Source organism: Methanovulcanius yangii, assembly GCF_018687785.1.
In the GTDB taxonomy this organism is placed as follows: domain Archaea; phylum Halobacteriota; class Methanomicrobia; order Methanomicrobiales; family Methanomicrobiaceae; genus Methanovulcanius; species Methanovulcanius yangii.
Window position 1 is genome coordinate 1,198,805 of sequence record NZ_LTBL01000001.1, and the last position, 19,543, is coordinate 1,218,347.

Annotated in this window: 22 protein-coding genes; 13 read left to right on the top strand and 9 right to left on the bottom strand. The window is 58.7% G+C overall.

Going from position 1 to position 19,543, the window contains the following annotated elements; genetic code table 11:
- Window positions 1-81: 81 nt before the first annotated feature.
- The 9 genes from AZH53_RS06080 to argH all read right to left on the bottom strand — a co-directional run bounded on the left by AZH53_RS06080 (window position 82) and on the right by argH (window position 9,010).
- Window positions 82-1,842 (bottom strand): DUF2070 family protein, encoded by a 1,761-nt coding sequence (locus AZH53_RS06080; protein ID WP_319642626.1) that lies wholly within the window; start codon window positions 1,840-1,842, stop codon window positions 82-84.
- Between the two features lie 115 nt (window positions 1,843-1,957).
- Window positions 1,958-2,848, bottom strand: coding sequence for a carbohydrate kinase family protein (locus AZH53_RS06085; RefSeq protein ID WP_319642627.1), 891 nt, complete (start codon window positions 2,846-2,848; stop codon window positions 1,958-1,960).
- On the bottom strand, window positions 2,845-3,183 hold the full coding sequence (locus AZH53_RS06090; RefSeq protein WP_319642628.1) for a DUF555 domain-containing protein: 339 nt from the start codon (window positions 3,181-3,183) through the stop codon (window positions 2,845-2,847). Before AZH53_RS06090 ends, AZH53_RS06085 begins: the two co-directional genes overlap by 4 nt.
- A 12-nt stretch (window positions 3,184-3,195) precedes the next feature.
- Entirely contained in the window at window positions 3,196-3,723 is a 528-nt protein-coding gene (locus AZH53_RS06095) for a nitroreductase family protein (RefSeq protein ID WP_319642629.1), read from the bottom strand.
- A complete protein-coding gene (locus AZH53_RS06100) occupies window positions 3,710-4,066 on the bottom strand; it encodes a hypothetical protein (RefSeq protein ID WP_319642630.1) in 357 nt (118 codons plus the stop codon). Before AZH53_RS06100 ends, AZH53_RS06095 begins: the two co-directional genes overlap by 14 nt.
- 64 nt (window positions 4,067-4,130) lie before the next feature.
- On the bottom strand, window positions 4,131-4,415 hold the full coding sequence (locus AZH53_RS06105) for a DUF5350 domain-containing protein (protein WP_319642631.1): 285 nt from the start codon (window positions 4,413-4,415) through the stop codon (window positions 4,131-4,133).
- 65 nt (window positions 4,416-4,480) lie between these two features.
- A complete protein-coding gene (gene gatE / locus AZH53_RS06110; RefSeq protein ID WP_319642632.1) occupies window positions 4,481-6,310 on the bottom strand; it encodes a Glu-tRNA(Gln) amidotransferase subunit GatE in 1,830 nt (609 codons plus the stop codon).
- Window positions 6,300-7,535 (bottom strand): Glu-tRNA(Gln) amidotransferase subunit GatD, encoded by a 1,236-nt coding sequence (gene gatD / locus AZH53_RS06115; RefSeq protein WP_319643655.1) that lies wholly within the window; start codon window positions 7,533-7,535, stop codon window positions 6,300-6,302. Before gatD ends, gatE begins: the two co-directional genes overlap by 11 nt.
- On the bottom strand, window positions 7,523-9,010 hold the full coding sequence (gene argH, locus AZH53_RS06120; RefSeq protein ID WP_319642633.1) for an argininosuccinate lyase: 1,488 nt from the start codon (window positions 9,008-9,010) through the stop codon (window positions 7,523-7,525). The genes gatD and argH overlap by 13 nt, the downstream gene beginning before the upstream one ends.
- Window positions 9,011-9,247: 237 nt before the next feature.
- On the opposite strand from argH, the gene AZH53_RS06125 reads away from it, so the two are divergent.
- The 13 genes from AZH53_RS06125 to AZH53_RS06185 all read left to right on the top strand — a co-directional run bounded on the left by AZH53_RS06125 (window position 9,248) and on the right by AZH53_RS06185 (window position 19,469).
- Window positions 9,248-10,252 carry an ABC transporter substrate-binding protein gene (locus tag AZH53_RS06125; protein WP_319642634.1) on the top strand — a complete coding sequence of 335 codons (1,005 nt, stop codon included), beginning with the start codon at window positions 9,248-9,250 and terminating at the stop codon, window positions 10,250-10,252.
- A 70-nt stretch (window positions 10,253-10,322) separates the two neighbouring features.
- On the top strand, window positions 10,323-11,120 hold the full coding sequence (locus tag AZH53_RS06130; protein ID WP_319642635.1) for an ABC transporter permease: 798 nt from the start codon (window positions 10,323-10,325) through the stop codon (window positions 11,118-11,120).
- 3 nt (window positions 11,121-11,123) lie between these two features.
- The gene (locus AZH53_RS06135) at window positions 11,124-11,885 is read left to right on the top strand and encodes an ABC transporter ATP-binding protein (RefSeq protein WP_319642636.1); all 762 of its coding nucleotides are present in this window, start codon (window positions 11,124-11,126) and stop codon (window positions 11,883-11,885) included.
- A gap of 61 nt (window positions 11,886-11,946) precedes the next feature.
- Window positions 11,947-12,456: a 50S ribosomal protein L16 gene (locus AZH53_RS06140; RefSeq protein ID WP_319642637.1), complete on the top strand. Its 510-nt coding sequence runs from the start codon at window positions 11,947-11,949 to the stop codon at window positions 12,454-12,456.
- A gap of 82 nt (window positions 12,457-12,538) precedes the next feature.
- Window positions 12,539-13,375 (top strand): fumarate hydratase, encoded by an 837-nt coding sequence (locus tag AZH53_RS06145; protein ID WP_319642638.1) that lies wholly within the window; start codon window positions 12,539-12,541, stop codon window positions 13,373-13,375.
- The gene (locus AZH53_RS06150) at window positions 13,372-13,917 is read left to right on the top strand and encodes a FumA C-terminus/TtdB family hydratase beta subunit (protein WP_319642639.1); all 546 of its coding nucleotides are present in this window, start codon (window positions 13,372-13,374) and stop codon (window positions 13,915-13,917) included. Before AZH53_RS06145 ends, AZH53_RS06150 begins: the two co-directional genes overlap by 4 nt.
- An 80-nt stretch (window positions 13,918-13,997) precedes the next feature.
- Window positions 13,998-14,270, top strand: coding sequence for a 4Fe-4S dicluster domain-containing protein (locus AZH53_RS06155; protein ID WP_319642640.1), 273 nt, complete (start codon window positions 13,998-14,000; stop codon window positions 14,268-14,270).
- Window positions 14,267-15,370 (top strand): 2-oxoacid:acceptor oxidoreductase subunit alpha, encoded by a 1,104-nt coding sequence (locus AZH53_RS06160; protein WP_319642641.1) that lies wholly within the window; start codon window positions 14,267-14,269, stop codon window positions 15,368-15,370. Before AZH53_RS06155 ends, AZH53_RS06160 begins: the two co-directional genes overlap by 4 nt.
- A 1-nt stretch (window position 15,371) precedes the next feature.
- The gene (locus AZH53_RS06165; RefSeq protein ID WP_319642642.1) at window positions 15,372-16,169 is read left to right on the top strand and encodes a thiamine pyrophosphate-dependent enzyme; all 798 of its coding nucleotides are present in this window, start codon (window positions 15,372-15,374) and stop codon (window positions 16,167-16,169) included.
- Window positions 16,166-16,702, top strand: a complete 537-nt coding sequence (locus AZH53_RS06170) for a 2-oxoacid:ferredoxin oxidoreductase subunit gamma (protein WP_319642643.1) — start codon at window positions 16,166-16,168, stop codon at window positions 16,700-16,702. Before AZH53_RS06165 ends, AZH53_RS06170 begins: the two co-directional genes overlap by 4 nt.
- A 24-nt stretch (window positions 16,703-16,726) precedes the next feature.
- The gene (locus AZH53_RS06175; protein WP_319642644.1) at window positions 16,727-17,815 is read left to right on the top strand and encodes a succinate--CoA ligase subunit beta; all 1,089 of its coding nucleotides are present in this window, start codon (window positions 16,727-16,729) and stop codon (window positions 17,813-17,815) included.
- Window positions 17,812-18,678, top strand: coding sequence for a succinate--CoA ligase subunit alpha (sucD, locus tag AZH53_RS06180; RefSeq protein WP_319642645.1), 867 nt, complete (start codon window positions 17,812-17,814; stop codon window positions 18,676-18,678). Before AZH53_RS06175 ends, sucD begins: the two co-directional genes overlap by 4 nt.
- The gene (locus AZH53_RS06185; RefSeq protein ID WP_319642646.1) at window positions 18,675-19,469 is read left to right on the top strand and encodes a DNA integrity scanning protein DisA nucleotide-binding domain protein; all 795 of its coding nucleotides are present in this window, start codon (window positions 18,675-18,677) and stop codon (window positions 19,467-19,469) included. Before sucD ends, AZH53_RS06185 begins: the two co-directional genes overlap by 4 nt.
- Window positions 19,470-19,543 lie beyond the last annotated feature (74 nt).

Sequence of the window (19,543 nt, forward strand, 5' to 3'; positions counted from 1 at the left end):
ATCCGTTCCTTGCGTTACTATCCATCGACAGGAAAGGCAAAAAGTGTTGGTATTGGAAACCCGTATCCCTGTTTTTTCCCCTCACGACAACAGCAGGATATACGCAATCAGCGAGAGCAGGAACGCGAAGAGGAGAATGGCGACTCCCAGCGGGGCGACGTAGATGAGCATGGCGTTGACCGTGCTTGCGAGCTGGGAGATCCGCTGCGACCCGAAGACCGTGATGCCCTCGACCCACCCGGTCGCCCCGGCCGCCTCAGCAGGGGCGAGATCGTCGAGGGCCATGAGGACCGCCTTTCTCGCGTACGGGATGATATCCCGGACCGGCACGCGGAAGCCGACGGGGTTCTTGCCGGATATCGTATTGACGACGTGCGAATCGGTCGTGAGGATCTCGCATTCATCGACGATGGAGCCAATCTCCGCGATGATCTCCTCCCGCACACCCTGATGGACGTTGTTGCCGTCGAAAAGAATGAGGGCCATGACTTTCCCGTCCACCCGTGATACGAATACCTGGATGCCGAGATCGCCGAACCCTTCCTCGCGGGAGAAGGGAACATCCACCTGCGACGTCCCTATCTCGAGCGCATATTCCGGCAGGGACGCAATATCCCGTGCCGCCTCCGCACAGACGCGGTAGTACTCATGGGCCTCGAGCGAGGCGGGAAGCACCGGTTCGGTCACATCGACCATGCAGTTGTGCCCGTCCACGAATGCCACGTTGGGAAACCACGAATGGCACTCCGACATGATCGCAAGCCCGATGCAGAAGTCGAGATCCTCCGTCTTGGCTGGCGACCGGGTCGAAACGAGAAGCAGCGTATCGCCGAACCGCTGCCCGAGCACCTGCACCGAACCGACCTGATAGCGCCGGGGAACGGATGCGGTCGCTGCAAAGACCGCGCTCTTCTCCGATTCACGGACAACCTCTGCAAGACGCGGCACCTCGCTCTCCGAGACGAGGTTGAAGTCATGCGTGGCGCACCCATGAAACACAAAGCTGTCCGGCCCGAGGGAGGAGTGGAGAACCGCGGGGAGATTCCCCCCGCCGATCTCCCCCATAGGTCCGGGGTGAAGGTTCGGAACCGTGAGAATCGTCTCCTCCTTCCCTTCTCGCCGGAAGAAGATGCTCGCCTGCGGGACGTAGACGTCCTCGCCGATCTCCATGAAATACTCCTCCAGCTTCTTTGACCCGTCGGTATTGTGGGCGATGAACGCATTGATGAACGCCAGTGCGCTGATATCGAAATTTCTCCGAAGCGGTCTCTCCACCATCCAGATAAACAGCAGCACCCCCCCGGCGAACAGCAGGTGAAGGATGAGGGCGAACAGGACCAGATCAAAGCCGAAATAGAAGTATCCCGCCGCGAGTGCCGCCATGCTCTGGATAAGCGCAGGAAGAAGCATCCGCGTCACCCGTGAATCCGCGATCGCAAGGAGGGTTATCAGGCGTATCGAGAAGACGACACTCACTGCTATCGCGAAGAGTAGGGGGTAGACGTCCCGCTCGGTAAAGAAGAGCGGCAGGAAACTGAAAATGATCTGGAAGACCATGCAGGTCATCGCCAGAAGCGCGGAACGGTTCCAGGTGATCTTCTGCCCGAATATCTCCACGAGCGGTTTGGTAAGAATAAACGCAACGAGTGCCGGAATCAGGTACCCGAAGATCCCGAATCCCAGTATCCCGAAGGATATCACATACTCCGTACCGGCAAAATACCCGGAAAAATCGATGAACAGACCCAGAAGGACCATGATGCCCAGGGATCGCGGCCATTCCGGAGCAGCAAAGATGTATTTGCTCAGGCCTTCGAGGGCAGTATTTCCTTGCGTGCTCATGGACTTAAGGCTCCAGTCAGATCTCCCGGCCGGCGGAAGCATCCATTCTGCTGTACTTACGATGAGTGACTATATAATCTGGACGAAAAGGAGGAAGGGAAATAAGAATCCCCCGTCATTCACCTGGCGCCGGGAGCGCACCGAAATGCTCGCGGTACCGGGCCCCCATCGTCTCCCAGGTCGGAAGGTTCGTCTGACACCCCGTCACCTCGACCACGAAGGAGGCCGCGGTGGTGCCGACCTTCGCGGCGGTGAGGGCGTCATACCCCCCTGAAAGAGCGGTCAGGAAGCCCGCCCGGTAGGCATCCCCCGCCCCCGTGGGATCGGCCAGCCCGACGGGAATGGCGGGGACAAAACGCCGCTCTCCACCCTCAATCAGAAAACTGCCGTCTCCCGACATCGTGCAGATGGCACGCGGCACCTGCGCAAAGAGCGCGTCCTTGGTGATGCCCATCGTGGTGCACATCCCTCGCACCTCATGCCGGTTGGCGAAGAGAATGTCGGTGTTTGCTATGATGGCCTCGAGATCTTCCTTCGAGTAGCGCAGCAGATCCTGACCCGGATCGAAGGAGACGAAGCTCCCTCTCTCCGCCACCCGCACATTGAAGGAGGGGTCGGCCGTTGCCAGATGCACCATATCGAGCGCCGGCGCCTCGGCCGTTGCAAACGCACTGGAGGCCCCCCACTCGAAGAAGGTCATCTGGTCCCCGTCTGCGTCATTATAGAGATAACAGGTAGCCGTCCGCTCGTCTCCTACCATAAAGAGGCGGCGGCGGATGCCCAGTTCATTCATCCACGTCTCGTACTTGCTGCCGGGAAAATCTCCACCGACCGCTGAAATCAGCTCCGCTTCCCCCCCCAGACGCGCTATCCCTGCAGCAATATTGGCGGCGCCTCCGCCGTAGTAGACCGTATGCCGCGTAATGAAGGTCGAGCCATGGCGTTCCGGCAGCACCGGAACGGAAAAGATGTGATCAATGGCCGTGTGGCCAACGACTGCGATCATATCTTCTCGACTTCCAGGACCTTGAGAGGAATGTCCCGGAGTGCCTTGCCCACGACGGATTTTGCAATCCTCGCCGCATGTTCCTCGGTTTCGGCCTTGAACACCTTCATCTCAAGCGTGAGGCCGACAAGGGCGATATTTCCTACAATAAGGGCCTTTGCAAGCTCCTGTTCGCAGAAGGGACAGATGGTCATCCCTGATTCGATTTCAACAAACTTTGCCGACGGGTTAAGCCGCTTTCCTGCCTCGCTGATGGCGATGCCGATGGCATCGTCCAGTGTATAGACATCACGGATCACCCATGCTGCTTCCATGGTGATGAGATAATCGCTCATTTCAATCAATTCCTACCAGATATTTTCATGCACATGATCGGTAATCGGCATACGGCCGGTACGAACCGGGGGGAGCGTGCCCTTCCCGACCGCAAGAAGGACAAGAGGCCGGATGTGAGGAGGCAGCCCGAGGATCTCCGAGACTCCTTCCTCGTCAAATGCGCCGGTCCAGCAGGAATGCATCCCGCCGGCGTGCGCTGCAAGCATCATGTAGGTCGCGGCAATCGAGGCGTCCTCGATGGCATACAGGATGCCTCGTTCCCCGTACTGGGACATGGACCGCACATAGTTGGCACATACGACGAGGATCACAGGCGCTGCCATCACGTGTTCCTGCTGGAAGGCGGCATCCGAGAGATCCTCCCGCAGCCCCTCATCCGTCACGATGATGACATCCCATGACTCCCGATTGCCCGCCGAGGGTGCAGTCCCCGCACACCGGAGAATCGATGCGATCTGCTCCTCGGTGAGGGGTTCATCCGAAAAGTCACGTACTGATGAACGGGTCGATAAAAATGAGAGGAAATCAGAGGAATCCATTGTCCTTCAGGAATGCCCATGATTCCTGTGCGGGTGTGGTGGCAAGACCGATCGCCTCGGCAATCCTTGCCGATGCCTGCTCGTATTCCTCACTTTCGATCGCGGAGATGGCATCGCTAACAATACCGGCCGCCTTTGAAAAATTCACATCCTTTGAGATATTGTGTGCAAGCTGGAGATTCGAACGGAACAGCTCGAGAAAGCTCACAACAACACGCTTTGCACCGACCTTTTCCGCCCCTTTGTAATCAATAAGGGTGGCTATGACCTGTGATGCAGCGATCAGTTCGGATTTCGACCGTTCTGACAACTGATACACGGTGACTGCTTCTTTTTGATTCATCACAAAACCTACTGTACGTCTCGTATAAAAATGTGGAGGTGATTATCCGGTATTTCAGGGAGGATTATTTGCTTCCCTTGATCGATGCTGCCGAGCGGCGCATGCGCCTGCGGAAGCGCGGATCATTCTCGGGACCACGACCACGACCGCGGGCCCCGCGACCGCCACGGCCGCCACGGCCCCTGCTGTCATCCTGTGTTGCACGCAGTGCTCTTTTCAGCTGTGTGCCGGTTTTGAACCGCTGGTTGGGACCTGGCTTTTTGTAGTTCGTCTCCTTCTCGGGGACCAGCCTGATCTGTCCCGTCACACTCTTAATCTGAGTCCATTTTGTGGATCCGGTTTTGCCCATATTTCAACTCCTTATGTATTACGACAGGTATCTTCATAAAAGTAACCATGAGAGATTAGGATCCCTCACAGCATTCCCTGTATCTCTTTTTTCAGCAGATCACTGATCTTCTTGCCATCGGCACGGCCGCGGACTTCCTTCATGACAACGCCCATTACCGGGCCGACAGAACGCATCCCCTGCTCCTGAACGAAATCCACGCGCTCCGAGAGGATGGTGCGGATGATGGAAAGGAGCTCATCTTCGGAGATGCCCGGTGCAACCGACTCGACAGCGGCACGGACGTTCATACCCCCGGCAACAGCCCGGAAGATATCCGGAATTGCCTCCTTTGCAACAGAACCGTTCTCCACCTCAAGGAGGACGGCGAGCACATCGTCGTCACCGACGGCTTCGACCGCAACACCATCGCGCGATAGTTCGCGAAGAGTGGCAAGAATCGTCCGCGCAGCCAGGTTCGGTTTGACCCCGGCACAGACGACGTCCTCGAAGAGCCCGACCTGTGCAGAGAAGGCAAGCTGGTGGGCAAGGGCAGGGTCGAGCCCCATCTCCGCAACAAAACGATCCTCCTTTGCCGTCAAAAGTTCCGGAACGCAAAGCCCTGCGACATATCCCGGGGACACCGGTACCGGCAGCACATCCGTTTCGGGATACATCCGGGCTGCTCCCGGGAGCGGACGCATGTAGGCCGTACTCCCCTCCTCAAGCATCTTGCGGGTTTCTTCAGGGACACCTTCCAGTGCCATCCGTGCACGGCGCTGGATCTGCGCGAGGGCACAGAGTGCCTTCTTCTTCGTATCTGCGACAAGAATGACACAGTCCTCCTCCCCGGCGCCGAGTGCCGACTTCAGGGTGTCCACCTCCTCCGCCGTTACCCCGTACGCCGGCAGCTCGTCTGTATGGAAAAGGCCGCCGACACCACATTTCTTCGCGTAGTCGGACATCTCGCTTCCCAGACGCCGTCCGGGCTGGATCTCCCTTCCCACGCATCCGGCAAACCCGCGCAGGCAGACCGCGCCGATGTACTTTGCCCGCTTCAGGATGGCGGACCCGGTCTCGGCGAAGAGTGCCGTCACTTCATGCGTCTGCTCGTCAATCGATGCATTGCGCCCCAGCAGTTCATCCCGTATCGCGACGAGGTTCACCTGCCGGCTCGCCTCGCGCCGCACCACTTCATCGATGAGAGCGAGCTCCTGTACACCCTTAATCTCGACCCGGGCACCCTCGCGGATGGAGATGTTCACATCCTGCCGTATGGTCCCAAGGCCCCGTTTTACCCGCCCGGTGGACCGAAGCAGCATACCTATATAGGCTGCAACTTCACGGACCTGCTCGGGGGTGTGCATATCCGGTGCGGTCGTAATCTCGACGAGAGGAATGCCCAGACGGTCGAGGGAGAAGGTCACCCCTTCCACCCGCTGGGCCGCCTCCTCCTCAAGACAGAGCGACTCGATGCGGGCCCCTGCGGGCAGCATCCCGTTGAGGGCCACGAGGGCGGTGCGCTGGAACCCGCTCGTGTTCGAGCCGTCGATGACGAGCTTGCGCATCACATGGACCTGTTCCACCGCCGTCATTCCCATCATGCGTGCCATCGTAAGCGCAAGTTCGAGCGCCTCGGGGTTGAGGGGTGCGGGCGGTTCCTCATCGTGCTCCACGAGACAGGTGGTGTCGTAGGCATAGTAGGTGAACGGCCGCATCACCATCATCTCCTCGCGGGCCGCCCGGTCGATCTCCCCCATCTCGGAGACCGTCGCCCGGAGATAGCGGAAGAATTCCTCGTTTCGCTCCCCTATATCGCGAAGCACCGTGGGACAGTGACAGAACAGCTTCTCACGGGTGTCGAGCTGCTGGTGAATTTCAATGCCCGCCTTCAGGCCGAGTGTCTCATAATCCATGGACCGAACACCTCCCGAACTCTCCGCGAAGCGGCGTTGCCATCAGCCGCCGTATCTCCTCTGCGTCGTTCGTCTGCCCGAGAACCCACATCAGTTTCACGTAGGCCACTTCGGGAAGCATCTCCTCCCCCTCGATGACGCCTGCCGCCAGAAGGTCGCGGCCGGTATCATAGACCCGGTCGCAGACCCTGCCGTTGAGGCACTGCGAGGTCATGACGACGGTGGTTCCCGCATCGGTGAGCTCCCGGATGCCCGCAATCATATCGGCAGAGGTGTGACCGAGCCCGGTACCGCTGACGACCAGACCACGGCATCCCTCAAAGGCGGACAGAAGCGCGGGGTCCATTCCGGGATAGAAGGTGAGAAGACCGACCTTCTCCTCCAGCGTATCGTGGAGGACCGGCTCATCGTCACGCCGCCGCACCGCATCCGCTGAGAGGGTCACATCAAGCGAGGGATACTGCACCGTCCCGAGAGGACTCATTCCGAATGAACGGAACGCATCGCGCCGGGACGTATGCATCTTTCTCACCCGGGTGCCCCGGTGGATGGCACAGGCATCATCGTTTGTCGACGCATGCATCACCACCGCAACCTCGCCGAGGTCGGAGGTGGCGGCCGCGGCGCTGCACAGCCCGTTCATGACGTTGTCACTCGACGGTCGGTCGGCAGACCGCTGGGACCCGACGAAGACGACAGGGACAGGCGTCTCGAGCATGAAGGAGACGGCAGCGGCAGAGTAGGCCATCGTATCCGTACCATGTGTCACGATGACTCCCTCCACGCCCTCCCTGATATCCCGGTAGACGGCCCGTGCGAGGTCCTTCCAAATGCTGACATTCATATTCTCCGAAAGAATGGTCGCCAGTACCTCCGCCCGGAACCTGGCGATATCTCCCAGCCCGGGAATCGCATTCAGGATATCCTCTGCCGTGAACTGGCTGGTCACCGCGCCCGTCCGGTAATCGACCCGGCTTGCAATCGTCCCGCCCGTCGAGATGATCGAGAGTTCGGGAAGGGAGGGGTTCTGGACGACCTCCGTGTGAAACGCCGGTTGCGCTTCTCCTTTCGCAAGAAATGAGAGAGATTCCGGTGCAACACCGATATTATATCCGCTATCCAGTTTGACGACCGCCATGCCGTCACGGTCGGTGATATAGGTACCTTCCGTTGTGATCCCCGCAAAACTGCAGGCAACCCTCGTTCCAGATGTTAAATGTGGTATGCTATCAACTCCCGTCCTTTTTCCAACATTGCCGTTTCCGCCTCTGCAAGGCGTAAGCGTTCATCAAGGACCCAGGCTTCATCCTCACCCATGGCCTCCCGCCGGACCTCCAGCTGGGCAGCGACCGCTTCAGGCGCAGGCCCTCCGGCAGCCCGCCGGACACTGACCGAATAACCGGGGTCCAGGGCCTCTTCTATTGCCTCCTGTGTCAGCCCGCGGGCCGAAAGCGTCGTCCCGGTAATCTCCACGGCGGCCTCATCAAGGGACGCCAGGTCGACCGAGCCCTTCTTCACCGCACGCCCGACAATGTTGTGCGACTCACGGAAGGCAAGCCCGTAGGAACGGACCAGAAGGTCCGCAAGATCAGTCGCGGTGGAAAAGCCCCTCCCCGCCTCCGCACGCATGCGGTCGGGATGGAACGTCGCCGTCGCAAGCATGCCGGCGGCAATCTCCACGGCACGCCCCGCCTCCATGATCGCCGTTCTCAGGGAGGGGGTCAGATCCTGAAGGTCCCGGTTATAGCTCATCGGAAGCCCTTTCACCGTCGTCAGCGCCGCCACAAATGCTCCGGCAACCGCACCGGTCTTCCCCCGCATAATCTCGGCGGTGTCGGGATTCTTTTTCTGGGGCATGATGGAGCTCGTCGAACAGTAGGCGTCATCAAGGGTAACGAATTCCACAAAGGCCGAACTCCAGAGAATGAGTTCCTCGCAGAGCCTGCTCATGGTGCTCATCAGAATGGTGCATGCGGCAGCCGTCTCGAGTGCGAAGTCACGCGCCGATACGGCATCCATCGTATTGAGAGAGAGATCAGGAAATCCGAGGAGCCCTGCCGTGTAGGCACGGTCGATTGGATAGCCCGTGGAGGCGAAAGCCGCCGAACCGAGCGGACAGCGGTTCACGCGCACATAGGCATCCACAAGCCGTTCGAAATCGCGGCCGAATGCATGTTCGTACGAGAGCATGTAGTGCGCAAGCGTTGTCGGTTGTGCATGCTGGAGATGCGTGAATCCGGGCATGATCGTCCCACTGTTCGCACCCGCTATCTCCAGAAGCGTCCTGCGGAGCTTCAGAAGAGCCTCCAGTTGCCCCAGTATATCCTCTCGAAGGCGGATCCGGATACAGGTTGCGACCTCGTCGTTGCGGGATCTCCCCATATGGAGGCGCCCCCCGTGCTGCATGCCGGCCTCGGCGATGATGTGAGCCTCGATGCCGGCATGGATATCCTCATACTGCTCATCGAACGCCGACTCGGGAATCCCGTTTTCGTACATCCCTATCAACTGTTTCATCACGGCCGACGAGGTATCCCTGCTGACGATCCCCTGCCGGTCAAGCATCAGCAGATGGGCGATATCGACCCTGATATCAGCCATCGCAATCCACCGGTCAGTGTCCATCGACGACAGGTATTCCGTGACCAATTCCGGACGGGCTGCGGATAACCGTCCCCGTCGTACCAGATCCCCGCTCATGTGTGTTCTCCCTCTGATTACTCCTTATTATTAGAGCGAAGGGAAAAATGTTAAATCCATTCCCTCCTCCCGACGGCGAACATGAATACCGGGGACGGAAGCAACCATACACAGAGGAAAATGTCACGCCACCTATTTCCCAATAAGGGCAAATAATTGTGTGTAATTGGATACTATTTTATAAGAGTCCCCCGAAATTTCTACTGTTTCATTGCAAACGTTCACGAGGCATACCGTATGAAAGGAAAATCACTTCTTATTATGACCGCACTCGTTGCATTCGCCGTCATTTTTGCCGCCGGATGTATTGATGGCGGAAACGGCGGACCGACAGAAGAAAAGACCGAACTCTCCTTCGGGTACCAGCCCTCCACCCACCAGATTGCCTACATGGTGGCAAAGGACAAGGGCTGGTGGGAAGAGGATCTTGCACCATTCGGCATAACCACCATCACCGACCACAAGTTCCCGACCGGAGCACCCGAGATGCAGGCAATGCTTGCGGGGGAGATTGATGTCGCCTATGTCGGTGCCGCCCCCGTCATCTCCGCACTTGACCAGGGCCTCGATGCAAAAATCATTGCAGCAGTGCAGGTTCAGGGATCCGACCTCGTGGTACGCCCCGAGGTGACCTACACGGGCCCCGAAGACCTGAAAGGCCTTACCATCGCCACCTTCCCTCCCGGCACCATCCAGGACACCCTGCTGCGCGACTGGCTCCAGCAAAACGGTATTGACCCCGACACCGATGTCGATATCCGCGGCATGGGACCCGGCGATGCAACCGTTGCCATCGCCGAATCTGCTGTTGATGCAGTATTCCTGCCCCACCCGGCACCGGCCACCATCGCTGCCGAAGGCAACGGATATACCGCCGTCACCTCGGGCGAGATGATGCAGGACCACGCATGCTGTGTCCTTGTCGCATCCGGTGACCTCATCCGCAACCACCCCGACATCGTCGAACAGATCGTAAAGACCCACATCCGGGCAACCGAGTACTCCATCGAAAATCAGGAAGAAGCGGCACAGATCTACCATGACATGAACAAGGTGGAACTCGATGTCATCGAGGCATCCTTTGCCAGCTGGGACGGCCGCTGGGTAACCGACCCCGCACTTATCGTGGTGTCCGTTGTTGACTACACCGAAGTCCAGGCAGAACTCGGGTACATCAAGAATCCGATGACCGCTGACGAGATCTTCGATCTCTCCTTCTATGAGAAGGCTGTGGCAGCCTGACCCCCCCACACTATTTTTGGCATCGCGGGAAGTCATATAACCACCGCGGACAAACCTGAAGAAAGCAGATATGGATAATAAACAAAAGAGCCAGCTCAGGCGGATTCTCATTCCGTTGACATCGGTTCTCGTCGTCATTCTCCTCTGGCAGGCAGTTGCGGTCTATATTATTGACAACCCGTTTGCCCTGCCAAGTTTCACCCAGGTCCTCGATGCGTTCTATCGCGACCTCTTCGGCCCCCGCGGGACCCTGTCGACCGACACAGTGGTCAGCCTGTATCACTTCGCCATCGGCATGGCCGTCGCCCTCCTTGTCGGAATTCCGGCCGGTGTTGCGATGGGATGGTTCAAAACCGTCGACCAGGCACTCAACCCGCTGGTCGAGGTTCTCCGGCCCATCCCCCCCCTGGCATGGATCCCCTTCGCCATCATATGGTTCGGTCTCACCCATGCATCAGCAGGATTCATCATCTTCATTGGGGCGGTCTTTCCCATCCTCGTCAACACCTATACCGGTTTTCGCAATGTGCCGAAAGTGTTCATCGAGGCGGGAAAAGTGCTCGGGTGCACGAGCAGTTTGCGCCAGATCAAAAACATTGCCTTCCCTTCGGCCATCCCTGAGATCACCGCAGGCATCCGCATCTCCATGGGCGTAGGGTGGATGTGCCTGGTCGGTGCCGAGATCTTCGGAGCAGGTACCGGCAAGTACGGCCTCGGGAAAAATCTATGGACGTATTACAACCTTCACCAGATGGACAGTGTGGTCGTCTATATGCTCGTCCTTGGATTCATCGGCCTGATGATGGATATGATCTTCAGATATTATGTGGCCAAACAAACCGTCCGCTGGCAGGGACAGGAGATGTGAGAGATGAGTATCGTATCAGTCACCCACCTGAACAAGGTCTTTGAACGCGAAGGACTGAAACCGACCACCGCCCTCGCCGACATCAACCTGGAGATAGAGGAGAAGGAGTTCATCTGTCTCGTGGGGCCTTCCGGATGTGGGAAGACAACGCTTCTGCGCATCATCGCCGGACTCGAGAAACCGACATCCGGCGAAGTCCGCCTGGACGATACCCCCATTGCCGGGCCCGACCCGCAGCGGGGGATGGTATTCCAGGAGTATTCTCTCTTCCCGTGGAAGAGTGTCATCGACAACATCGCCTTCGGCCTCGAGATGAAGGGCATATCCCGGCAGGAACGAAGGGAAATCGCCGAGGATTACCTCCATATCGTCAACCTGGAGCAGTTCCGGGATGCCTACCCCCACGAACTCTCGGGAGGTATGCGTCAGCGGGTTGCCATTGCAAGGGCACTGGCGAACAAACCACGCGTTCTGCTGATGGACGAACCGTTCGGCGCGCTGGACGCACAGACGAGAAACGTCATGCAAAAAGAACTCCTGGACATATGGGAAGAGACGAAAAAGACCATCGTCTTTGTCACGCACAGCGTTGACGAGGCGGTCTATCTCGCCGACAGAATCGTTGTTCTCAGTCCCCGTCCGGGAAAGATAGAGGAAGTCATCGATGTTGACCTGCCCCGTCCGCGTGATCGGACGGAACCGGCATTTGCGGATCTGCGCAAGTACATCCTCAAACGTATGGAAGAAGGAGCGCCGGTTCGGTAAGGTTTATTACGTTGGATTTCCATTTTTTAAAGCACATTTATACACAGAGGAGTTTTATTCTATGGTCCGAAAACCCGCCAAAATGTACAGGGCTGTTTCAAAGCGGGCATATACTCGCAGGAAATATATGGGCGGTGTGCCCGGCAGCAAAATCGTACAGTTCGATATGGGCAACCTGAAGGCAGATTTCCCGGTCGAAGTTTCGATCACCGTCGATGAGGAATGCCAGATCCGCCACACTGCTCTCGAAGCAGCACGTGTCAACATCAACCGTAAACTCATCAAAGATATTGGAAGGATGAATTTCCACTTCAAGCTCCGCACCTACCCGCACCATGTTCTGAGGGAGAACAAGCAGGCAACCGGTGCTGGTGCTGACCGTGTGTCCGAAGGGATGCGCATGGCATTCGGCAAGGCAGTGGGCACAGCAGCCCGCGTCAAACCGAACCAGAAGATCTTTACCTGCTATACCACCGAGGCAAATGCCGACAAGGTACGGGAGATCATGCGCCACGGGATCTACAAGCTCCCCTCACCCGGCCGGATCGTCGTCGAAAAGACAGGAAACTAAGCCCTTTTTTTCAGGTCACCCACCCGGGGACCAATATTTTTCCCGCAGTATTTTGTAGTGACAAAACAATGGTGGATACCATATGCACAGAGTGACGGACTCACAGATCTTCCGGGCCGTCTCGGACGCCACGCACAAGGCACTGGAGATTGCACAGATACGCCTTCCGGAGGATGTCACTGCAGCGCTGCATGCTGCATATGCAGCCGAACGGGACCCGGTGGCGCGGGCAGAACTCAGCGCAATTCTCGACAACATCGCCCTCGCGGGAGAGACGGGAAAACCCATCTGCCAGGACACCGGCGTTCCCGTAGTCTTCATCACCCTCCCTCCCGGCATTCCCCTCACAACGGCCATTGAAGAGGGAGTACGGGACGGCGTCGCCCGTGCAACCATGTCCGTGCCGCTTCGCCCCAACGTCGTCTCACCCCTGACACGGGACAACAGCGGAAACAACTGCGGAGAGCGAATGCCGGCCGTCCATATCTCCCCGGGCGCAACCTTCACCCTCACCGTGCTCCCAAAGGGAGCAGGCTCCGAGAACGTATCCCGGATTGCTATGCTCCTCCCTTCCCAGTCGGATGATGTCCGCCGCTTTGTCGTGGAGACCGCCCTCGAAGCAGGGGGCAGGCCATGCCCCCCCATCATTCTCGGCGTCGGCATCGGGGGAACATTCGACCAGTCCGCCCTCCTGGCAAAGGAGGCGCTCCTCGAACCCATCGATACGATGGACGAGTTTGAACAACAGATCTGTGATGATGTGAACCGTCTCGGCATCGGCCCCATGGGGCTCGGCGGCGCCACCACCTGTCTCGCGGTGAAGGTAAAGCGTGCGGGGTGCCACACGGCTTCGCTTCCGGTGGCGGTCAATATCCAGTGCTGGGCCGCCCGCCGGGCAACGGTGGAGGTGGTCCTGTGACCACTCACCTGACAACACCCCTCGGCGACGAGGTCCTCGACCTACAGGCAGGGGACCGTGTCACACTGACGGGAATTGTCTATACCGCCCGTGATGAGGCCCACCTGCGCATGCAGGAGGAGGGGTTCCCATTCGATCCCAAGGGTGCCGCCGTATACCACTGCGGCCCTGTCATCGGCGAAAACTGCGTCGTTGCCGCCGGGCCCACCACCTCCGCCCGCATGAACACCCTCACTGGATTTCTTCTCGATGCGGGCGTGCGGGCACTTATCGGGAAAGGAGGAATGAACGATGAGGTGCTCGGCCTCCTCGAAGGCCGTGCCGTCTATCTTGCCTTTACCGGCGGGTGTGCGGCACTCGCGGCATCCAGGATGAAGGTCAGGGGAGTATGGTTCGAGGATCTCGGGATGCCTGAAGCGGTCTGGGCGCTGGAGCTCGACCACCTGCCGCTCACCGTCGGCATGGACGCCCACGGCCACAACCTCTTCGGGGACGTGGCACAACGGGCGCAGGCAGAATTCGTACGGATGTTTCCGAAATGAGAGGAACGGGCGGCACTTCCGGGTGCACCGCGCGATACCTTTAGTACGGTCAAAACCAAATAAATAAAAAGGACGAGCCGATGAGACTAGTCATAGACGAACGGCGGTGCAAGGGTTGTAACCTCTGTACCACCGTATGCCCATACCATATATTTCAGGAAGGCAGGAACCTGAACGAACGGGGAATTATCGTTCCCGTTCTGGACCGGCCCGAGCGATGCACAAACTGCAGGCTCCGTCACCTCTACGGGCGTCAGCTGTGCGGCGCATGCCAGCTGATATGTCCGGATCAGGCTATATTCTGGGAAGAGGAAGACCCGTATGCAACGAAAAAGGTGGTGATTGAATATTGACGACACTTGAGTTCATGCAGGGAAATGCCGCCTGCTGCGAGGGGGCACTCGCCGCAGGGTGCAACTTCTTCGGAGGGTATCCGATTACCCCTTCGACGGAGATTGCAGAGCGGATGGCACTCAAAATGCCAAAAAAAGGCGGCGTATTCATCCAGATGGAAGATGAAATTGCAAGCATAGGTGCAGTCATCGGGGCCTCATGGACCGGTGCGAGGGCGATGACGGCAACCTCCGGTCCCGGGTTCTCCCTCATGATGGAAAACCTCGGCTATGCCGTGATGACGGAAACTCCCTGTGTTGTGGTCAACATCCAGCGGGGCGGGCCGTCGACCGGGCAACCGACCATGTCCGCACAGGGCGACATGCTCCAGTGTCGCTTCGGATCACACGGTGACATCTCAACAATAGCTCTTGTGCCTTCCACGGTCCAGGAGATGTTCGACCTGACGGTCAAGTCGTTCAACCTCGCCGACCGGTTCCGGGTCCCGACATTTCTTATGTCCGATGAGACGATCGGCCATATGCGCGAGAAGATCTCCATTCCGGATTCGGTCGAGATCATCCCCCGCAAGGAGCCAAAACCCGGCAAGCTCACCTATGAAGCGGAGGATGACATGATCCCCGGCTTCCCGACCTTCGGGAAGGGGTACCGTGCGCATGTCACCGGCCTGACCCACAATGAGCGGGGATACCCCGAGGCGACCAATCCCGAACTGCATGAGGCTCTTGTACGCAGGCTCGTGGACAAGATCGAATCAAAACGCCACGAAATTGCCGACTACGATGCGGTCAATACCGATGCAGAGACGGTCTTTGTCACCTACGGCCCATCGACACGTGCCGTCCGCCAGGTGCTCCATGACCATCCCGAGGAAAACATCGGGCACCTGAACCTGAGAATCGTCTGGCCCTTCCCGGAGGACACCCTGAAGCTCTTCACCAACGCAAAGACCTTCATCGTCCCCGAACTTAATCTCGGCCAGATGGCACGGGAAGTCCAGCGGCATGTCACCGGACAGCAGGTGATCCCGATGGGGCGGCTCGGTGGAACCATCCACTCGCCGGATGAACTCTACGAAAAGGTGCAGGAGGTGGCCTAGGGTGTCCACAGAAACCTATGAGAAGTGGTACCGGCAGGATCGCCTCCCCCACATCTACTGCACCGGCTGCGGCAACGGCACGGTGATGAACTGCACCATCAAGGCGGTGGATGCGATGGGATGGGAGATCGATGACACGGTCTTCGTTTCGGGCATCGGCTGTTCTTCCCGTGCCCCCGGATACATCACCACCGACTCCCTCCATACGACCCATGGGAGGGCGCTTGCCTTTGCAACAGGTGTCAAGATGGCAAATCCCGACCTTCATGTCGTTGTCTTCACCGGCGACGGCGACCTCTCCGCCATCGGCGGCAACCACTTCATTCACGCCTGCCGGAGAAACATCGACATGACCGTCATCTGCATGAACAATATGATCTACGGCATGACCGGCGGACAGGGAAGCCCGTGCACCCCGGTGGGGAAGATCTCCACCACCACCCCCTACGGGGCGACCGAACCGGTCTTCGACCTCGCCGAACTGGCCGTTGCAGCCGGGGCGAACTATGTCGCACGGTGGACATCATACCATGTGGCCGAACTCATTAAGGCAATCGGCGTGGGCCTTGAGACCCCGGGCCTTTCCTTCATCGAAGCAATGGTCCAGTGTCCGACCGCCTACGGCAGGCGCAACAAACTCCGCCAGGTGGGCGAACAGGTCGAATACATGCGAAGCCATGCCATGCTCCTTGCAAAGAAGCACCGGCTGGAGGAACAGGGGAAAGAGATACCGGAGGACATGTTCACCGTCGGAGAGTTCATTCGCCGGTACCGCCCTGCGATGGGGGTGCCGAAATGAGACATGAAGTGCTCTTCTCCGGGTTTGGCGGTCAGGGCATCATCCTCTCGGCGGTGATCCTCGGCAGGGCTGCGGCACTCTACGACAACAAATACGCCGTCCAGACCCAGGTCTACGGCCCCGAGGCACGCGGCGGGGCATCGATGAGCGCCGTCGTCATCGATGACGATCCCATCCTCTACCCGAAGGTAAAAAAACCCGACATCTACGTGATTATGTCCCAGCAGGGATTCGAGAAGTACGGGGCAGGCGCTCCGCCCTCCGCGACGATGCTTCTTGACAGCGAACTGGTGCTCGAGCGGCCCGAATGCCGGTACCGTGAGATACCGTCAACAAAGGAAGCAAAAGACGGCCTCGGACGGGTCATTGTCGCAAATATCGTGATGCTGGGGGCGGTGGTGACCGCAACCCGCGTCGTCTCGAAAGAGGCCATCGAACAGGCGGTCCTTGACAGTGTCCCCAAGGGCACGGAAGACCTGAACATGGCCGCACTGCGACGCGGATTTGAACTTGGAGAGCAAAACAGCAACTAGACATTATTCAATGGCGGGTGAACCATGAAACTGTTGGAATTTGAGGCGAAGGATATTTTTAAAAAGCATGGTATTCCGGTACCGGAAGGGAAGGTTGTAAAAAGCCCCGATGAACTCTATCTGCACATGGATGATTTTGCAGACGAGGTCGTCGTCAAGTCACAGGTTGACGTGGGCGGACGGGGAAAGGCAGGCGGCATCATCGTGACCAAGAAGGCGGATGTCGTGGCAACCGCGACCCATCTTTTTAAAACCCCCATTAAGGGCCTGACAGCCAAAACCCTCCTCGTCGAGGAGAAGCTTCCCATCGAACATGAATATTATGTGAGCATCACCATCGACCGTGCTACCCGCCAGCCGATGATTCTCTTTGCAGAGACCGGAGGTGTCGACATCGAAGAGACCGCACGCACGAATCCGGGTGCCCTCCGACGGGCAAGCTTCTCGCCCCTGCTCACCGAGGTGCCGGGGTACCAGATGCGTCATCTCCTCGGGTCGGCACCGAGGGAGCTCGGCCCGGTGATCAACGCCCTGTACCACGCATTCTGCGCTTCCGATGCACTCCTCGCGGAGATCAACCCGCTCGTTACGACCACGAGGGGCGTCTATGCGGCGGATGCCAAACTCATCGTCGACGACAATGCCCTCAAACGACAGGGCATCACCGTCAACAGGGACCTGACGCCCCGTGAACGCGAGGCGGAGGAGAACGGATTCAGTTACGTGGAACTCGACGGAACCATCGGCGTCATCGGCAACGGTGCGGGACTGACCATGTCCACGCTTGATCTGATCACCCACTACAATGGCAGACCGGCAAACTTCCTCGATGTCGGCGGCGGTGCGGGCAGGGAACGCGTCATGAAGGCTGTGCGACTCGTCGGCGGTATGCCCGGCGTCAGGGTGATCATCGTCAACCTCCTCGGGGGCATTACCCGCTGTGACGAAGTGGCACGCGGCATCATCGAGGCAGGCATCGACCAGCACGTCATCACCCGTCTTGCGGGCACCAATGAAGAGGAAGGAAAGGCAATCCTTGCAAAATACGGCTACCAGATGCTCGACACCATGGAAGAAGTCGTCCGCGCCGCGGTCGAGGAGGCCGAGGCATGATCTACGGAGATAAATCCACCGGCGTCATCGTTCAGGGCGCAACCGGCAACCAGGGTGCGTTCCACATCAGCCTGATGAACGAATATGCCCGCTCGGTCGGGGGGCGCGGCGTCGTGGCCGGCGTAACCCCGGGGAAAGGCGGACAGACGGTACACGGCGTCCCGGTCTACGACAGTGTCCGTGAAGCGGCGGAGGAGCATGACTGCACGACATCGGTACTCTTCGTCCCCGGATTTGCCGCAGGGGACTCCATCATGGAGGCGGCCAGTGCCGGCCTCGACCTCGTCGTCGCCATCACCGAAGGGATTCCCGTCCACGACACGATGAAGGCCCTTGCCTTCGCACAGATGGAAGGGTGCTGCGTCATCGGGCCAAACTGTCCGGGAACCCTCTCCCCCGGTGAGCTCAAACTCGGCATCATGCCGCCACAGCTTGCGATGCCGGGTAACGTGGGGGTCATCTCCCGAAGCGGTACCCTCACCTATGAGGTGGTCAACGAACTCACCCGCGCGGGCATCGGCCAGTCGACCATCGTGGGAATCGGCGGGGACCCCATCATCGGCCAGACCTTCGTCGACGTCCTCGAGCGGTTCGAACAGGACCCCCAGACAAAAGCGGTCGTCCTCATCGGCGAGGTCGGAGGTAACCTTGAGGAGGAGGGAGCCGCCTCAACAACCCTTCCCATCGTCGGGTATGTGGCAGGAGTCTCCGCCCCCCCTGAGAAGCGCATGGGCCATGCCGGTGCCATCATCGAAGGAGGAGAGGGAGACGCACGGTCGAAGATTAGCCGCCTCACCAGCATGGGCGTCCCGGTTGCGGGCAAACCCTCAGAAATACCTGCCCTCGTACGGGAGCTCCTATGAAAGAAACCCTGATGGCAGCAGCGTCAAGCCTCGCGGAAGAGGTCGATGCCAAGGCAATCGTCTCCTTCATCGAACCGATCGAATTCAAAAGCCGTATCCCCGTGATATGGGTCGAGGACCTGCAACTGGACGTGCTCCGTGACCTAACAATGCACGACATCCTCGAGATCTCCGAACGCCACCTGCACGATGCAGCGGTCCAGATCTACCTGTCGCAGGAGTACGAGGAGGGGAAGGTGATAGGGGTCTTCCCCTACGCCATCCTCATCTACGACATCAACCGCGGCAAGGACTTCATCAGTGTCATGGAATTCGACGACCTCGTCCCCCGGGATGTCATGCGGGCGGTCCTTCAGCTCGCCATGGAGATCGCCGTCGAGGGCAGGGAAGGGCGTTCCATCGGGACGGCATTTGTCATCGGCGATGTGGATGAGATCAACCAGTACTCCCATGCGGCGATCATCAACCCCTTCCAGGGGCACCGGAAGGAAGTCCGCGACATCACCAACGTCGACAACTGGGAGAGCGTCAAGGAGTTCGCCCAGCTGGACGGGGTCTTCGTTGTCGACCGGGAAGGGATCATCCAGTCGGCAGGGAGGTACATCACTGCACGAAGCGACGGGCTCAACATGCCGCACGGAATGGGCGGGCGCCACCGGGCGACCGCGGCACTCACCAATATCATCTCCGCCATCGGCGTTACGGTCTCAGAGAGTGGCGGCATGGTCCGGGTCTTCCGTTCAGGAGAATGCAAACTCACCATCCGTTCGGATGTCAGAATCCGAAAATAAACCCATTTTGCTTGTTTTTATTTTTCTTGGAAATCACGGCATTTTATATAATTTCCCATAAGGAAATCGTTAAG

What these genes read in the sequence shown, in the direction of transcription:
- AZH53_RS06080 (WP_319642626.1), bottom strand. Translation starts at nt 1,842, where the DNA reads ATGAGCACGCAAGGAAATACTGCCCTCGAAGGCCTGAGCAAATACATC.
- AZH53_RS06085 (WP_319642627.1), bottom strand. Translation starts at nt 2,848, where the DNA reads ATGATCGCAGTCGTTGGCCACACGGCCATTGATCACATCTTTTCCGTT.
- AZH53_RS06090 (WP_319642628.1), bottom strand. Translation starts at nt 3,183, where the DNA reads ATGAGCGATTATCTCATCACCATGGAAGCAGCATGGGTGATCCGTGAT.
- AZH53_RS06095 (WP_319642629.1), bottom strand. Translation starts at nt 3,723, where the DNA reads ATGGATTCCTCTGATTTCCTCTCATTTTTATCGACCCGTTCATCAGTA.
- AZH53_RS06100 (WP_319642630.1), bottom strand. Translation starts at nt 4,066, where the DNA reads ATGAATCAAAAAGAAGCAGTCACCGTGTATCAGTTGTCAGAACGGTCG.
- AZH53_RS06105 (WP_319642631.1), bottom strand. Translation starts at nt 4,415, where the DNA reads ATGGGCAAAACCGGATCCACAAAATGGACTCAGATTAAGAGTGTGACG.
- gatE (WP_319642632.1), bottom strand. Translation starts at nt 6,310, where the DNA reads ATGGATTATGAGACACTCGGCCTGAAGGCGGGCATTGAAATTCACCAG.
- argH (WP_319642633.1), bottom strand. Translation starts at nt 9,010, where the DNA reads ATGAGCGGGGATCTGGTACGACGGGGACGGTTATCCGCAGCCCGTCCG.
- AZH53_RS06125 (WP_319642634.1), top strand. Translation starts at nt 9,248, where the DNA reads ATGAAAGGAAAATCACTTCTTATTATGACCGCACTCGTTGCATTCGCC.
- AZH53_RS06130 (WP_319642635.1), top strand. Translation starts at nt 10,323, where the DNA reads ATGGATAATAAACAAAAGAGCCAGCTCAGGCGGATTCTCATTCCGTTG.
- AZH53_RS06135 (WP_319642636.1), top strand. Translation starts at nt 11,124, where the DNA reads ATGAGTATCGTATCAGTCACCCACCTGAACAAGGTCTTTGAACGCGAA.
- AZH53_RS06140 (WP_319642637.1), top strand. Translation starts at nt 11,947, where the DNA reads ATGGTCCGAAAACCCGCCAAAATGTACAGGGCTGTTTCAAAGCGGGCA.
- AZH53_RS06145 (WP_319642638.1), top strand. Translation starts at nt 12,539, where the DNA reads ATGCACAGAGTGACGGACTCACAGATCTTCCGGGCCGTCTCGGACGCC.
- AZH53_RS06155 (WP_319642640.1), top strand. Translation starts at nt 13,998, where the DNA reads ATGAGACTAGTCATAGACGAACGGCGGTGCAAGGGTTGTAACCTCTGT.
- AZH53_RS06170 (WP_319642643.1), top strand. Translation starts at nt 16,166, where the DNA reads ATGAGACATGAAGTGCTCTTCTCCGGGTTTGGCGGTCAGGGCATCATC.
- AZH53_RS06175 (WP_319642644.1), top strand. Translation starts at nt 16,727, where the DNA reads ATGAAACTGTTGGAATTTGAGGCGAAGGATATTTTTAAAAAGCATGGT.
- sucD (WP_319642645.1), top strand. Translation starts at nt 17,812, where the DNA reads ATGATCTACGGAGATAAATCCACCGGCGTCATCGTTCAGGGCGCAACC.
- AZH53_RS06185 (WP_319642646.1), top strand. Translation starts at nt 18,675, where the DNA reads ATGAAAGAAACCCTGATGGCAGCAGCGTCAAGCCTCGCGGAAGAGGTC.